Source organism: Dokdonella aquatica (assembly GCF_051987395.1).
Lineage (GTDB): Bacteria > Pseudomonadota > Gammaproteobacteria > Xanthomonadales > Rhodanobacteraceae > Dokdonella.
Genome location: NZ_CP197094.1, coordinates 2,699,083 through 2,712,475 on the forward strand (window position 1 = coordinate 2,699,083; position 13,393 = coordinate 2,712,475).

Consider the following 13,393-nt stretch of genomic DNA (forward strand, 5'->3'; position numbering starts at 1 on the left):
GAGTGGCGGGATCACTCGAGGACCGTTACCTTCTCGATGACGACATCGGTCATCGGCACGTCACCGCGGAACGGACCCTTGGGGCCGGTCGCGGTCGAACGGATCGCGTCGACGACATCCATGCCCGACACGACCTGGCCGAACACCGCGTAGCCCCAGGTCTCGGCACGCTCGTCGCTGACATAGTCGAGATTGCGGTTGTCGACCGTGTTGATGAAGAACTGCGCGGTCGCCGAGTTCGGATCCGAGGTGCGCGCCATCGCGATCGTGCCGCGCTTGTTGGACAAGCCGTTCTTCGCCTCGTTGGCGATCGAGGGACGCGTCGGCTTCTGGCGCAGGTCCGGCGTGAATCCGCCGCCCTGGATCATGAAGTTGGCGATGACGCGGTGGAAGACCGTACCGTCGTAGAAGCCGTCCTTCACGTACTGCAGGAAGTTCTCGACGCTCTTCGGTGCCTTCTCGGCGTTGAGCTCGACCGTGATCTCGCCGAGGCTCGTCTTCATGAGCACGCGGGGCGACGCGGGCTTGGCATCGGACGTCGCAGCCACGGCGGGCTTGGCTTCCGTCTTGGCCTCGGGCGTCGCGGGCTTGGCCTGCGCGAAGGCGAGCATGGGGGCGCCGACGAGTGCGACGAACAGGCCGAGACGGGAAAGCGTGGAGCGGAAACGCAGCATGAGGGAAGATCCTTGGCAGGGGTCCGCGCCATGATAGGCGCTCGATCGTGGCGTGCAAGGCCGGAGGTGCGGGACGTGCCGCGCGTGCATCTTCGCGGCCCTCATGGCGATACCCGGTAACGGCATCGCGCCGGCGAAGGCGCCACGGTGTGACGGAGCGGAATCCGGGTGACGACGACCGCGCCTCATCCCGCCTTCGGCAGGACGAGGCGGATCTCGAGGTGGCGCAGGTAGTCCCTTTCCTGCTCGAGGTCGACGCGCGTCAGCGGATGCTGGTCGACCCATTTGCGCGGCAGCTCGATCGTGAGTGCGCCGTCGTTCGCAGGCTTCAGGCTGATCTCGGGCAGGGCCGACTCGCTGTGCGAACGATGCAGCAGGACACCGAGGCGCAGCAGCGTGGTCAGGCGCTGCGCGACGGGTTGCATGCGCGCGGGCAGCGCGCGCAGCGTGGCCGTATCGGGCTTGCGTCGATGCAGGCGCAGGATCGCGGCGAGGAGTTGCTGCTCCTGCCGGCTGAAGCCGGCGAGATCGGAGTTCGCGACGATGTACGCGCCATGCACGTGGTGCTGGCTGTGCGCGATCGCGAGGCCGATCTCGTGGATGTCCGCGGCCCAGGCGAGCACCGTCCGCGCGCCGGCGTCGAGCGCCCACGCCGAGGCGACCTGGTCGAAAAGCTTCAGTGCCGTCCGGCCCACGCGCGCAGCCTGGTTCGTGTCGACACCGTAGCGCTCGGCGAGACCGGCCACGCTCGTGTGGCGCGGATCCTTCTGCAGCGCGCGACCGACCATGTCGTGGAGCAGGCCTTCGCGCATCGCGGTGTCGCAGACGTTCATCTGCGCGATGTCGAACGTGTCGAAGATCGTGTCGAGGATCGCGACGCCGCCCGCGATCACCGCGGCGCGGTCGCTGGACAGCCCGGGAAGATCGAGATCGTCGGCGTTGCCTGCACGCAGGAGCGCGGCGCGCGTCTGGTCGAGCGAGGCGCGTGTGATGCCGCCGTCGCTCCAGCCGTTGGCCTGCGCGATCGCGGCGATCGCCTTGGCCGTACCCGACGAGCCGATCACTTCGCTCCAGCCACGCTCGCGGTAGTGCGCGCCGAACTGCTGCAGCTCGACGGCGATCTCGCTGCGCGCCTGCTGCCAGCGGCGCTGGGTGATCTTGCCGTCGCCGAAGAAGCGCAACGTGCTCGCGATGCAGCCGACCTGGACGCTCTCCCTTTCGAGCGCCTCGTAGCCGCGCCCGATGATGAATTCGGTGCTGCCTCCGCCGATGTCGATGACGAGGCGCTTGTGCTCGGCCAGCGGCAGCCCGTGTGCGACGCCCTGGTAGATCAGGCGCGCCTCCTCTCGACCCGAGACGATCTCGATCGGATGACCCAGCGCGGTCTCGGCCGGAAGCAGGAACGCCTGGGGATGCGCGAGCTGGCGCACCGCGTTGGTGGCCACCGCGCGCACGCGGCCGACGGGAAAGTCCGCGATGCGCTGGCCGAAGCGCGCGAGGCAAGAGAACGCGGCCTCGCGACGCTCCTGCGTCAGCGTGCCGCCGGGCTTGAGTCCGGCGGCGAGACGGACCGTCTCGCGCAACCGGTCGATCACGCGCAGTTCGCCCTTGGCGTAGCGCGCGACGACGAGGTGGAAGCTGTTGGATCCGAGGTCGGCCGCGGCGATCGTGTCGCCGTCGCGGATGCCGCGTGGTGCAGGTGCCGGCACGGACTCAGCCACCGAACTTCGCGAGCAGCGTCGACTGCGCCGAATGCGGCTTGTCGTCACCGGGTTGCGCGTGCGTGTAGCCACCGTCGGCATCGAGCTCCCACGCCTGCGTGTTGTCCTCGAGGTAGTTCTCGAGTGCTTCCTCGTAGACGCGGCGCGCCAGCTTCGGATCACGGATCGGGAAGCAGGTCTCGACGCGGCGCAGCAGGTTGCGATCGAGCCAGTCCGCGCTCGAGCAGTAGATCTCGGGCGTGCCGTCGTTGGCGAACCAGTACACGCGGCTGTGCTCGAGGAAGCGGCCGACGATCGAGCGCACGCGGATGTTCTCCGACACACCCGGGATGCCGGGACGCAGCGTGCAGGCACCGCGCACGATCAGGTCGATGCGCACGCCCGCGCAGGATGCGCGGTAGAGCGTCGCGATCACGGCCGGTTCGTTGAGTGCGTTGATCTTGGCGATGATGCGCGCGGGCCTGCCGGCGCGCGCGTGCGCGGCCTCGCGCTCGATCTTCGCCATGAGGCCCTTGTGCAGCGTGAACGGCGAATGCAGCAGCTGCTTGAGCTTGATGACGGGGCCGAGGCCCGAGAGCTGCAGGAACAGCAGGTGGGCGTCCTCGCCGATCTCCGGATCCGCGGTCATGAGGCCGAAGTCGGTGTACACGCGCGACGTGCCGTGGTGGTAGTTGCCCGTCGACAGGTGCACGTAGCGGCGCAAGCCGCCGGTTTCCCTGCGGACGATGAGCAGCATCTTGGCGTGCGTCTTGTAGCCGACCACGCCGTACACCACCTGCACGCCTGCTTCCTGCAGGCGGTTGGCGAGGCGCAGGTTGGCCTCCTCGTCGAAGCGCGCGCGCAGCTCGACGACGACGGTCACGTCCTTGCCCTGGCGTGCGGCCTCGATGAGATGGTCGACGAGCGGCGAGTCGTTGCCTGCGCGATACAGCGTCTGCTTGATCGCGAGCACGCCGGGATCGAGGCTCGCCTGCTTGACGAGCTCGGTCACCGTGACGAACGACTCGTACGGGTGATGCAGCAGGATGTCGCGCTCGCGGATCGCGTGGAACAGGCTGTCGCCCTCGAGCACGGCCGGATGGATGCGCTGCGTGAACGGCGGGAACTTGAGGTCCGGTCGATCGATCTGGTCGTAGATCGCGGTGCTGCGGCTGACGTTGACCGGGCCTTCGCAACGGTAGATGTCGTGGTCGTCGAGCTCGAAGTTCTGCTTGAGCATCGTCGTGATCGCCTGCGGGCAATCGGCGGCGACCTCGAGGCGCACGGGCTTGGCGTAGCCACGGCCGCGCAGTTCGTCACGCAGCGCGATCGCGATGTTCTCGACTTCCTCGTCGTCGACGAACAGCTCGCTGTTGCGGGTCACGCGGAACTGGTACGAGCCCTTGACCTGCATGCCCGGGAACAGCTCGTCCATGAACTCCTGCAGCAGTTCGGACAGGAACACGAAATCGGTCGTGCCGTCGGAGATCTCGGCAGGCAGGCGGATGATGCGCGGCAACGAACGCGGCGCGCGCAGCAGTGCCATGTGGCCCTCGTGGCCGAACGCGTCCTTGCCCTTGAGCACGATCGCGAGCGTCAGGCTCTTGTTGAGGATGCGCGGGAACGGGTGGGCAGGGTCGAGGCCGAGCGGCGACAGCACCGGCAAGGTCTCGTTGCGGAAATACCCTTGCAGCCAGCGGCGCTGCTTGACCGTCCAGGCGCTGCGCGACAGGAAGCGGATGCCCTCGCGCTCGAGCGCGGGCAGCAGGTCGTCGTTCCAGCAGTCGTACTGCTGCTTGACGAGCACGAGCGCGCGTTCGCGGATGCGTGCGAGGAGCTCGCCGGGCGTCAGCGCGTCGGCGCCGGGCTGGGAGTCGCCGAACGCGTAGTGGTGCTTGAGCACGGCGACGCGCACCTCGAAGAACTCGTCGAGGTTGGTGCACGAGATGCACAGGAAGCGAAGCCGCTCGAGCAGCGGGTTGGCCGGATCCTGCGCCTGCGCCATGACGCGCATGTTGAACTCGATCTGCGCGAGTTCGCGATTGAGGTACAGCGTGGGATCGGCGAAGTCGGACAGCGGTGCGCCGGCGTCGGCGGCGGGCATCGCGTCGAGCGCTGCGCCTTCTTCGAGGGTCTCGGCGGCGTCCTGGCTCGTGGCGGCGGACATGTCAGGCTTCCTCGGCAGCGTGTTCGGGGGACAGGAGGCGGTTGCGTTCGAACACGCACGTGAACGTGCTGCCGACGCCGACCTCGCTTTCGATTTCCAGATGCGCATCGTGCAACTGCAGCACATGCTTGACGATCGACAGGCCGAGGCCGGTGCCGCCGCTCTCGCGCGAACGGCTCGTCGACACGCGGTAGAAGCGCTCGGTCAATCGGGGCAGGTGCTGCTGGGCGATACCATGCCCCGTGTCGGTGACACGCATGCGTCCGCCGCGCGGCCCGCTGCTCCATCCGATCGTGATGCGGCCACCCGTGGGCGTGTAACGCACGGCGTTGCTGACGAGGTTCGAGAACGCGCTGTAGAGGTCCTTCGAGGAGCCGCGCAGGTCGTCGTCGCCTTTCATGTCGAGCACGATCGTGTGGCGGCCGCGGCTGAGCCCCTCGGCGTCGCGATGCAGCGAGTTCATGAGCGGGCGCATCGCCACGCGCGACTCGGGCAATGCTTCCTCGGCGTCGAGGCGCGACAGCGTCAGCAGGTCCTCGACGATCTGGGTCATGCGGCGCGACTGGTTGCGCAGCTCGCGCAGGATCGGCTCGTACTCGGGGATCTGCTCGGGCTCGATGAGGTCGAGGTAACCGTGCACCACCGTGAGCGGCGTGCGCAGCTCGTGCGAGACGTTCGCGACGAAGTCGCGGCGCACCTTCTCCACGCGCAGCATCTGGCTGACGTCGCGCGCGAGCAGCAGTGCGTGGTCTTGCGCATACGGGATGAGGCGCAGTGTGAGATGGACGTCGGCGTCGGTCGGCGCGACGACCTCCGTCAGTGCCTCGGCACCGCCGCTCGCGATCCATTCGGGCATGCGCGGGATGTGGACGACGTCGAACAGGCGCGCGCCGAGGTCGTTGGGGTACGACAGCCCGAGAAGGCGTCCGGCCGCCGCGTTGAACCACAGCACGCGCTGGTGCTCGTCGATCGCGACGAACGCGTCGGGCAGGGCGACCGCGGCATCGCGGAAGGCGCGCAGCAGCCCGAACAGCTCGGCGCGACGACGAGCGGTGCGCTGCTTCACACGTTGGCCGAGAAGCGGTAACCCGCGCCGCGCACGGTCTGCACGAGGCCGTCGAGCTGGTACGGTGCGAGCGTCATGCGCAGGCGGCGGATGTGCACGTCGACCGTGCGCTCCTCGACGTAGACGCCGCCGCCCCAGACATGGTCGAGCAGCTGGCTGCGCGAGTAGACGCGCTCGGGATGGGTCATGAAGAAGTGCAGCAGGCGGTATTCGGTCGGACCGATCGGAACGGTCTGGTCCTTGGCGAACACGCGGTGCGCGGCGCTGTCGATGCGCAGGCCGCCGATCTCGACGACACCCTCGGCATCCTCGCCGTGCGCACGGCGCATGACCGCGCGGATGCGGGCGACGAGTTCGCGGGCCGAGAACGGCTTGACGACGTAGTCGTCGACGCCGGCATCGAGGCCGTTGACGCGGTCGGTCTCCTCGCCTCGCGCGGTGAGCATGATGATCGGCACGTCGCGGGTCAGGTCTTCCCTGCGCAGTCGCCGCGCGAGGTCGATGCCGCTCATGCCGGGCAGCATCCAGTCGAGCAGGATGAGGTCGGGAACCTGATCGCCGATGGCGGTCTGGGCGCTGCGGGCGTCTCCTGCATGAACGGCTTCCATGCCGGCCTTTCGCAGTGCGAAAGCCACCATGTCGCGGATCGCAGGCTCGTCTTCGACGATGAGGATGCGTTTCTGCACGGCGTCGTGGTCGATGGCCCCGTCGGGGGTGCCTTGTGACATGTTCATTGCAACGGAGCACTGTTACGTTGCGATGACACCCTCATGCACGGCATGTGACGGCACTCGCCGGACGCCTCCCCGAACGCGGTGACGCCGCTGCCGCCCGACGAGGTGTCGTCGGTGCGCTGGCCGCGCTTGCGCTGCTCGAGCACGATCGGGGTCATCGCGGTGATCCGCGCGTCGACGCGTGCGCGCTGATAGTAGTCGAGCTCGGTGTTCTTGCTGAGGTTCTTGAGCTGGTTGAGCGCGTCCTCGGCGCGACCGTTGAGGAACGTCGCCTCGGCGAACGCCTCGGTGGCGCGGACCTTGTCGCCACCGAGTTCGCAGGCGCGGGCGAAGCTGCGCTGCAGCTCGGGATCGTCGCCGTGACGTGCGAGCAGCGGGCGCAGGATCTCCTGGGCACGCCTGGCACTGTCGGGCTGGCCGTTCGACACGAGCGCCGACGCGTACGCGAGCGCCACCGCGCGATTGCCGGGCGAGTCGTGCTGCAGGCGCTCGTAGCGTGCCAGCGCGGCGGCCCGGTCGCCCGACTGGTCGTGGGCGGCGGCGAGGCCGAGTTCGAACGCGAGCGTCCCCGGGTGGTCGGCGAGCAGGGTCTCGAAGGCCTTCGCGGCGTTCTCGGGCTGGCGTGCCCGCAGCATCGCGAGCGCGTGGCCGTAATGGCGGGCCGGCGTGAACGACGAAGGGTTCGATTTCAGGTCGTCGGCGTAGTAGCGCAGCATCGTCGCCGGAACCTCGGCGGCGAGCACGCGGGCACGCTCGCGCATGAGGTGGAAGTCGCCGCTGCCGTCGGCCGTCGAGACGACCGCGCGCGGGCTTCCCGCGGTGAGGCGCGGCACGGTCAGCAGCAGCGGGGGAGGCGCACCGTCGGGCCCGGGCTCGCGTGAGGCGGCGGACGGCACATCGTTGCGCGCCGGCGTGTACTGGTCCGCGAGCTGACCTGCACGTGCCTTCGCGTCGGCGATGCGGTTGACGTCGATCGGATGGGTGCGCAGGAACTCCGGGACATCGACGCCGTTGGTGCGCATCGTGCGCTGGAACATCGAGAACGTGTCGGCCATCGCGAGCGGGTCGTAGCCTGCCTTGGCGAGCGTCTGGATGCCGACGCGGTCGGCCTCGATCTCGTCGTAGCGCGTGAAGTTGATCGCGCGCTGCTGCATCAGGCCGAGTCCGCCGATCATCGCGGCCTGGCCCGCGTCGTCGGTGCGGTTGCGCGAGGCGACCATCGCGCCGAGCATGGCGAGCGCGATCGGCAGCGCGGTCTTCTTCGAATCCTCGAACGCGCGCAGCGTATGCAGCTGGGTGACGTGGGCGACTTCGTGGGCGAGCACGGCGGCGAGTTCGTCCTCGCTCGACACGGCCGTGATGAGTCCGACATTCGAACCGATGTGGCCACTCGGGAATGCGAAGGCGTTGATGTCGTTGCTGCGCACGACGAAGAACGTGTAGCGCAGCTCCGGGCGGTCGCTGAACGCAACGAGGCGATAACCGAGCGACTGGATGTAGTCGCCGACGAGGGGGTCCTCGAGGATCATGTCGTAGGCGCGCATCTCGCGCAGCATCGCATCGCCGTAGTCCTTGAGTTCGGTCGTGGACACGGCCGATGCGGCGGAGCTTCCGATGTCCGGCAGGCGCACGGACGGATCGCGTGCACCGGCCATCGAGGTGACGCCGGCGGCGACCGCGGCGGCGAGCAGGCGGGTAACGATGCGCATGCGGTTCGACTCCGGAAAGCGTGACGCAGCATGGGATGCCATAGTGTAGCGGCTGGTTCCTTAAATGGCGGTAAGCCGCCGTGGTCCCGCACGGTGCCCCCAAAGCTTGTGCGAGGATGGCGTCATCCCCATGTCACGCGCCATCACGCGTCGCGCGAGGTTCGATCATGGTTCCCGTCGAGGTCTACTCCACCGCCATCTGCCCGTACTGCGTCGCGGCGAAGAACCTGCTGCGCCAGCGTGGCTTCGAGTACACCGAGATCCGCATCGACACGGATCCGGCCAGGCGCGACGAGATGCTCGTGCGCAGCGGTGGCCGCCGCACGGTGCCGCAGATCTTCGTGAACGGCGTGCATGTCGGCGGCTTCGACGACCTGGCGACGGCCGATCGCAGCGGGCGACTGGCGCAAATCGCCGCGATCTGACGCGGCGGCGGCCGCGACGCCGGCCTTCAGTTCGACACGCGCGTGAGCTGGACCGGCCCGCCGTCCAGTGCGCGGCCCTTCATGCGGTCGATGCCGATCCCATCGAACGTGGCGAGGACCGTGAGTCCGTCCGACAAGGTGCACAGATCGGGGGGGCGGCGAGCCCCCGACGTCGCCATGCGGCACTCGAGGGCGATGTCGTTTTCGGTGGTGGCGAGCCTGAAGCGGTCGTTGCCGAGATTCGATGTCGTGGTCAGCGTCAGCACGCGCGCATGGTCGGACTGGTCCCACGTGAAGATCCAGCGACCGCGCCAGGTCGCCGCGGCCTGCCCGTCGGCGAACGGCACGCGCGAGAACGCGGCCCGTTCCTCGCGCAGGCCACTGCCCGAGGCGGCGGCGTCCACGACCATCCATGCATCGACCTCCGCAGGCGAACGGAAATCGAGATTGAGCGCAAGGTCCGGACTTGCGTGGGGCGTACTCCCCGAGGTCTGGAACGGTTCGCCGCCGCCGCTCATGCGCATCATCGCGATGCGCGCGGTGCCGCCCTCGAGCTTCGTGCTGCCGAATCGCCAGGTCGGTGCGCCGTTCTCGTACGTGAGCAGGCTCACGGCGAGTTCGTTGCCCTGCCGCTCGATGGCGAGTCCGCTTCCGTTGAGCGGAGGCATGCCGTCGTCGGTCGGGACAGCCCACCAGAAGCCGCTCTCGGGGCGTGGCGCGTACTCGCGGGCGCCCGCTTCGAGCAGCCGGAATGCCACGAGGCGTTCGGGGCCATCGCCGTGCCTCAGGAACAACCGCACGCGATAGGTGCCCAAGGGCAGCTCGCGCCAGCCGCCCGCGATCGCCGGGTTCGTGCGCAGCGTCACGGGTGAGGGCGTCTCCGTGCATCCCCGGGTCGACGCGCGCAGGCGAACCTCGATGTCCCGGCCTTGCAGCATGGTGCGCTCGATCACGGGCAGACAGCTCTCGGGCCACGAGCCTTCGATGACGAGGTCGGGAGGCAGATGCGGCGCATGCGGCGGCAGCTCGAGGCTCATCGTGATCGTGGCATCGTCGGTGGCCGCCAGCGCCTGCACGGCCGTCAGCGAAGCCAGCAGGCCCAGAAGCACGCATGCGGCGCGCAAGGCGCGTTTGGTTGTGCGATGCACCGTCATTTCCGGATAATGGCCGACTTTCGCCTTCGGGCGATCATTCTACCGTGGAGTCTGGTTGGTCATGAGCAAGACGATTGCAGTCATCCGGGGCGATGGTATCGGCCCCGAAATCGTCGACGCGACGCTGAGGGTGCTCGATGCCCTCGACGCGGGTCTTTCCTATGAATTCGTCGAAGCGGGTGTTGCGGCGCAGCAGGCGACCGGGGAATTGTTGCCCCAGGCGACCCTCGATGCGATCGCGCGCCACAAGGTGGCCCTGAAGGGCCCGCTCATGACCCCGATCGGCGGCGGCTTCAGCTCGCTCAACGTGGAGCTGCGCAAGCGCTTCGACCTCTACGCCAACGTGCGTCCGGCGATCACGTTCCCGGGCACCAGGGCGCGCTACGAAGAGATCGACATCATCACCGTGCGCGAGAACACCGAAGGCGCGTACGGATCGGAGGGCCAGACGCTGTCCGAGGACGGCGAGGTCGCCCAGTCGCTGATCCGCAACACCCGCCGCGGCTGCGAGCGCATCGTGCGCTACGCGTTCGAGATGGCGCGCAGCCAGGGGCGCAAGAAGGTAACGGCCGTGCACAAGGCCAACATCATGAAGACGACCTCGGGCCTGTTCCTCAAGATCGCGCGCGACGTCGCGCGCGAGTACGAGGACATCGCGTTCAACGAGATGATCGTCGACAACACCTGCATGCAGCTGGTCATGAATCCGCACCAGTTCGACGTGATCGTCACGACGAACCTCTTCGGCGACATCATCTCCGATCTCTGCGCCGGTCTCGTCGGCGGCCTCGGCCTTGCGCCGGGCGCCAACATCGGCACCGAAGCGGCCATCTTCGAGGCCGTGCACGGCTCGGCGCCGGACATCGCCGGCAAGGGCGTCGCCAATCCGTGCGCGCTGCTGCTCGGCGCCGCGCAGATGCTTGGCCACCTCGGCATGGAAGACCGCGCGCGCCAGCTGCGTTCGGCCATCCACGCCACGCTCGAGGCGCGCGACCGCCTGACGCCGGACCTCGGCGGCAGCGGCACGACCGCGACGTTCACCGATGCGCTGATCGAGCGCCTGCGCGCCTGATTCAGCCGCGTGCGGCGAGGTGGTCGAGCACGACCGCCTCGCCCTTCCCGGGGCGATAGGCGCGTTCGAGTGCCCGGTGCACGAACGCGACCGCGTCCGCCACTGCCTCACCCAGGGTGCTGCCTCTCGCCAGCCCCGCCGCGATCGCCGCGGCCAGCGAGCATCCCGTGCCGTGACCTTCGACGTCGATGCGCGCGTGCTCGAACCACTGTTCGCCACCTGCCTCCACGAGTACGTCGTGGACGATCGGGCCGGGCAGGTGGCCTCCCTTGAGCAGGACCGCGCGTGCGCCCAGGCCGCGCAGTTCGCGAGCAGCGGCGAGGAGATCGTCGCGATCACGCAAGGTCCGGCCCAGCAACTGCTCGGCCTCGGGCACGTTCGGCGTCAGCAGGTCGGCGAGCGGCAACAGGTGGCGCTTCATCGTCGCGACGACGCCGCCGCGCGCGAGCGCCGCGCCCGTGGTGGCGACGAGCACGGGGTCGACGACGAGTGCCTGCGGCCGATGCTGCCGCAGCCGGTCGGCGAGGACCCTCACCAGCGCCGGGCTGCCGAGCATGCCGGTCTTGACGGCGCCGACCGAGAAATCCTCGAACAGCGCATCGATCTGCGCGGCCAGCACTGCGCCCGACGTCATCTGGATCGCGGTGACCCCGCGGGTGTTCTGGGCGGTCAGCGCAGTGATCGCGCTGAGGCCGTGCACCCCGAAGGCCGCGAACGTACGCAGATCCGCCTGGATGCCTGCACCGCCGCCGGAATCGGAGCCGGCGATGGTCATGGCGATCGGAGGGGAGGCGGAGACGTCGTGCATCGTGGCGGAGCCTGTTGGTTTTTCGCAACGGATCGGGCGGCGAAGGGCGTCGGACGGCCCTGCGAGAGCCGTTCCTGCCGTCGGCACGCCATGTTGCGTGCTTGACCCGGTGTTGTGTTTACGCGAATATGGGTCGTCAAGGATACATCCCTTCCCCGAACCGCAGCACAGGGCAATGCAGCGGGCAACAGCAACGGCACCAAAGTGGGCGGGAGCGTTCAGCATCATGCTGGCGCTCCCCCTTTCTTCCCCCGCGCTTGGCGCGGACATCGTGGGCGCGTCCTACGGTGTGGCCGGCGCTCGCCCCGATGCCGCTGTGCCTTCGCGCTGGCGCGACTACGCGCTGGCCAGCATCACCCCGGGCTTCTCGTGGGCCCAGAAGGTCCAGGCCACGCAGCCGGATGTCTTCGAGACCGCGTTCGCCGATGCATCGTCCACGATGCTTCTCGCGGCGCTCGGCCAGGGCTCCGGCGCATCGCTCAATCTTTCGGTGTCGCGCGCGATGGTCGATGATCGTGCCCCGGCGCTGTCCCGCCCGGCCGTCGACCCCGATGCCGAATTGCCGCGTATCGGCTTGCAGCGCTACATCGTGGCGCCGTCCTACGTGCATCCGTTGGGGCCATCGGGTTCGGTCGGCGTGACCGCCGTGCTGGCCTACCAGCGCTTCGCGAGCCTCGGACTCGGCTCTCTCCCGTTGCAGCAGGTCCTGCCTTACTGGAACGGCGTCGGATCCGAGACGTCGTACGGTGCGGGCATCCGGCTCGATGTCGACAACACGTTGAGCGAGCGGTTGAGCTGGAGTGCGTCGTATCAGTCGCAGGTCGACATGGACGCGTTCAAGAACTACCGCGGCGTCTACGCGGAACCGGGCCAGTTCGACATCCCGGCCAGCGCCAGCTTCGGCCTCAGCTACGCGCTCACGCGCATGCTGTCGTTCGATGTCGGCGTCCAGCGCGTGATGTACAGCGGCGTCAAGCCGTTCACGAGCTCGGCGTTGCCGACCCGCTTCCTCGCATTGCTCGGAACCGGCGCGAGCCCCGAGTTCGCCTGGAAGGATCTCGACGTCTACAGCGCGGGCTGGACGTTCCGTCACGCGCCGTTCGGCGAGCTCGAGTTGCGCTACACGACACGCCAGCAGCCCGTTCCGACGGCGCGCGTGCTCGAGCGTGCGCTCGGGTCGGATCCGTCGGATCACGCGATCGCGCTCGGCTACGCGCGTGCGATCGGCCGTCATGCAAGCCTGAGCCTGCAGACGGTGTATTCGACGGCTCCGTACTTCCTGGGCGTGCCGAGCTACCGCACGCGCGATCCGTCCGGTGGCGGCGACAGCCTCGAGTTCGAGGCCATGTGGGCGATGCGGTTCTGAGATCGACCCGCAGTCACGCGCCCGGCAGCCTGCGATGATCACGGCATCCGTTTCTTCCTGAGTGTCCCGCCGTCGAGGGGGTCTTGCGCGCACGTGTACACGAGGCCCGCAGGGACCTTCGCGCCATCGGGGAGGCGGCCGCGCGCGGGCTTCCGTCAGCGTGGATGACATCGCGGTTGCGTTGCCGGGCATCGTGCGCGGAACGCTTGACGCGCGGGGGCGACCTCACCACAATACGCGGCTCGCCCGAATAGCTCAGCCGGTTAGAGCACTTGACTGTTAATCAGGGGGTCGTTGGTTCGAGTCCAACTTCGGGCGCCATATCTGAAAAGGGCCGGCAGAAATGCCGGCCCTTTTCTTTTGTCCAATATCCGGCCCGGCGTCCAATATTCCCCGGCCAGCTGTGTCCACGTTCGGGCGCGTGGCGCGCGCTGATGGCTTGCCGGGGAGGTCAGTCTGTCGCGCCTGCGGGCCTGCTTTAATGGACGCTTCGCGCGTCGTGGCGTGGGAATTCGCTT

The 13,393-nt window shown here is 68.4% G+C and carries 11 protein-coding genes and 1 tRNA gene; 4 read left to right on the forward strand and 8 right to left on the reverse strand.

All coding sequences use genetic code 11. From position 1 onward, the window contains the following. Positions 1 to 11 precede the first annotated feature (11 nt). From ACQQ2N_RS12005 to ACQQ2N_RS12030, 6 genes are all read right to left on the reverse strand, one after another. Positions 12 to 674, reverse strand: a complete 663-nt coding sequence (locus ACQQ2N_RS12005; protein ID WP_440221816.1) for a peptidylprolyl isomerase — start codon at positions 672 to 674, stop codon at positions 12 to 14. A 185-nt stretch (positions 675 to 859) separates the two neighbouring features. After that, positions 860 to 2,383, reverse strand: coding sequence for an exopolyphosphatase (gene ppx, locus ACQQ2N_RS12010; protein ID WP_440225750.1), 1,524 nt, complete (start codon positions 2,381 to 2,383; stop codon positions 860 to 862). Positions 2,384 to 2,387: 4 nt separating this feature from the next. Continuing rightward, positions 2,388 to 4,478: a polyphosphate kinase 1 gene (gene ppk1 / locus ACQQ2N_RS12015; RefSeq protein ID WP_440225751.1), complete on the reverse strand. Its 2,091-nt coding sequence runs from the start codon at positions 4,476 to 4,478 to the stop codon at positions 2,388 to 2,390. Positions 4,479 to 4,542: 64 nt separating this feature from the next. Continuing rightward, positions 4,543 to 5,607 carry a phosphate regulon sensor histidine kinase PhoR gene (phoR, locus tag ACQQ2N_RS12020; RefSeq protein WP_440221817.1) on the reverse strand — a complete coding sequence of 355 codons (1,065 nt, stop codon included), beginning with the start codon at positions 5,605 to 5,607 and terminating at the stop codon, positions 4,543 to 4,545. Beyond that, complete coding sequence (phoB, locus tag ACQQ2N_RS12025) at positions 5,604 to 6,293, reverse strand: phosphate regulon transcriptional regulator PhoB (protein WP_440225752.1); 690 nt, start codon at positions 6,291 to 6,293, stop codon at positions 5,604 to 5,606. The genes phoR and phoB overlap by 4 nt, the downstream gene beginning before the upstream one ends. Positions 6,294 to 6,337: 44 nt before the next feature. Next, entirely contained in the window at positions 6,338 to 8,050 is a 1,713-nt protein-coding gene (locus ACQQ2N_RS12030) for a M48 family metalloprotease (protein WP_440221818.1), read from the reverse strand. 167 nt (positions 8,051 to 8,217) lie between these two features. On the opposite strand from ACQQ2N_RS12030, the gene grxC reads away from it, so the two are divergent. After that, complete coding sequence (gene grxC / locus ACQQ2N_RS12035; protein WP_440221819.1) at positions 8,218 to 8,475, forward strand: glutaredoxin 3; 258 nt, start codon at positions 8,218 to 8,220, stop codon at positions 8,473 to 8,475. 26 nt (positions 8,476 to 8,501) lie between these two features. On the opposite strand, the gene ACQQ2N_RS12040 is transcribed toward grxC, so the two are convergent. Beyond that, the gene (locus ACQQ2N_RS12040; protein ID WP_440221820.1) at positions 8,502 to 9,623 is read right to left on the reverse strand and encodes a hypothetical protein; all 1,122 of its coding nucleotides are present in this window, start codon (positions 9,621 to 9,623) and stop codon (positions 8,502 to 8,504) included. A gap of 67 nt (positions 9,624 to 9,690) precedes the next feature. On the opposite strand from ACQQ2N_RS12040, the gene ACQQ2N_RS12045 reads away from it, so the two are divergent. Beyond that, positions 9,691 to 10,701 (forward strand): isocitrate dehydrogenase, encoded by a 1,011-nt coding sequence (locus ACQQ2N_RS12045; protein WP_440221821.1) that lies wholly within the window; start codon positions 9,691 to 9,693, stop codon positions 10,699 to 10,701. A 1-nt stretch (position 10,702) separates the two neighbouring features. Here the strand turns inward: ACQQ2N_RS12045 and thiD are convergent, their stop codons facing one another. Next, positions 10,703 to 11,509 carry a bifunctional hydroxymethylpyrimidine kinase/phosphomethylpyrimidine kinase gene (gene thiD, locus ACQQ2N_RS12050; protein WP_440221822.1) on the reverse strand — a complete coding sequence of 269 codons (807 nt, stop codon included), beginning with the start codon at positions 11,507 to 11,509 and terminating at the stop codon, positions 10,703 to 10,705. 316 nt (positions 11,510 to 11,825) lie between these two features. On the opposite strand from thiD, the gene ACQQ2N_RS12055 reads away from it, so the two are divergent. Both ACQQ2N_RS12055 and ACQQ2N_RS12060 read left to right on the forward strand, forming a co-directional pair. Beyond that, positions 11,826 to 12,875 carry a hypothetical protein gene (locus tag ACQQ2N_RS12055; protein ID WP_440221823.1) on the forward strand — a complete coding sequence of 350 codons (1,050 nt, stop codon included), beginning with the start codon at positions 11,826 to 11,828 and terminating at the stop codon, positions 12,873 to 12,875. Between the two features lie 244 nt (positions 12,876 to 13,119). Beyond that, positions 13,120 to 13,196: transfer RNA gene (locus ACQQ2N_RS12060), tRNA-Asn, on the forward strand. Positions 13,197 to 13,393 lie beyond the last annotated feature (197 nt).

Bases quoted from the DNA above. Each gene is read 5' to 3' on its own strand.
- ACQQ2N_RS12005 (WP_440221816.1), bottom strand. From the start codon at position 674: ATGCTGCGTTTCCGCTCCACGCTTTCCCGTCTCGGCCTGTTCGTCGCA.
- ppk1 (WP_440225751.1), bottom strand. From the start codon at position 4,478: ATGCCCGCCGCCGACGCCGGCGCACCGCTGTCCGACTTCGCCGATCCC.
- ACQQ2N_RS12045 (WP_440221821.1), top strand. From the start codon at position 9,691: ATGAGCAAGACGATTGCAGTCATCCGGGGCGATGGTATCGGCCCCGAA.
- grxC (WP_440221819.1), top strand. From the start codon at position 8,218: ATGGTTCCCGTCGAGGTCTACTCCACCGCCATCTGCCCGTACTGCGTC.
- ACQQ2N_RS12030 (WP_440221818.1), bottom strand. From the start codon at position 8,050: ATGCGCATCGTTACCCGCCTGCTCGCCGCCGCGGTCGCCGCCGGCGTC.
- thiD (WP_440221822.1), bottom strand. From the start codon at position 11,509: ATGCACGACGTCTCCGCCTCCCCTCCGATCGCCATGACCATCGCCGGC.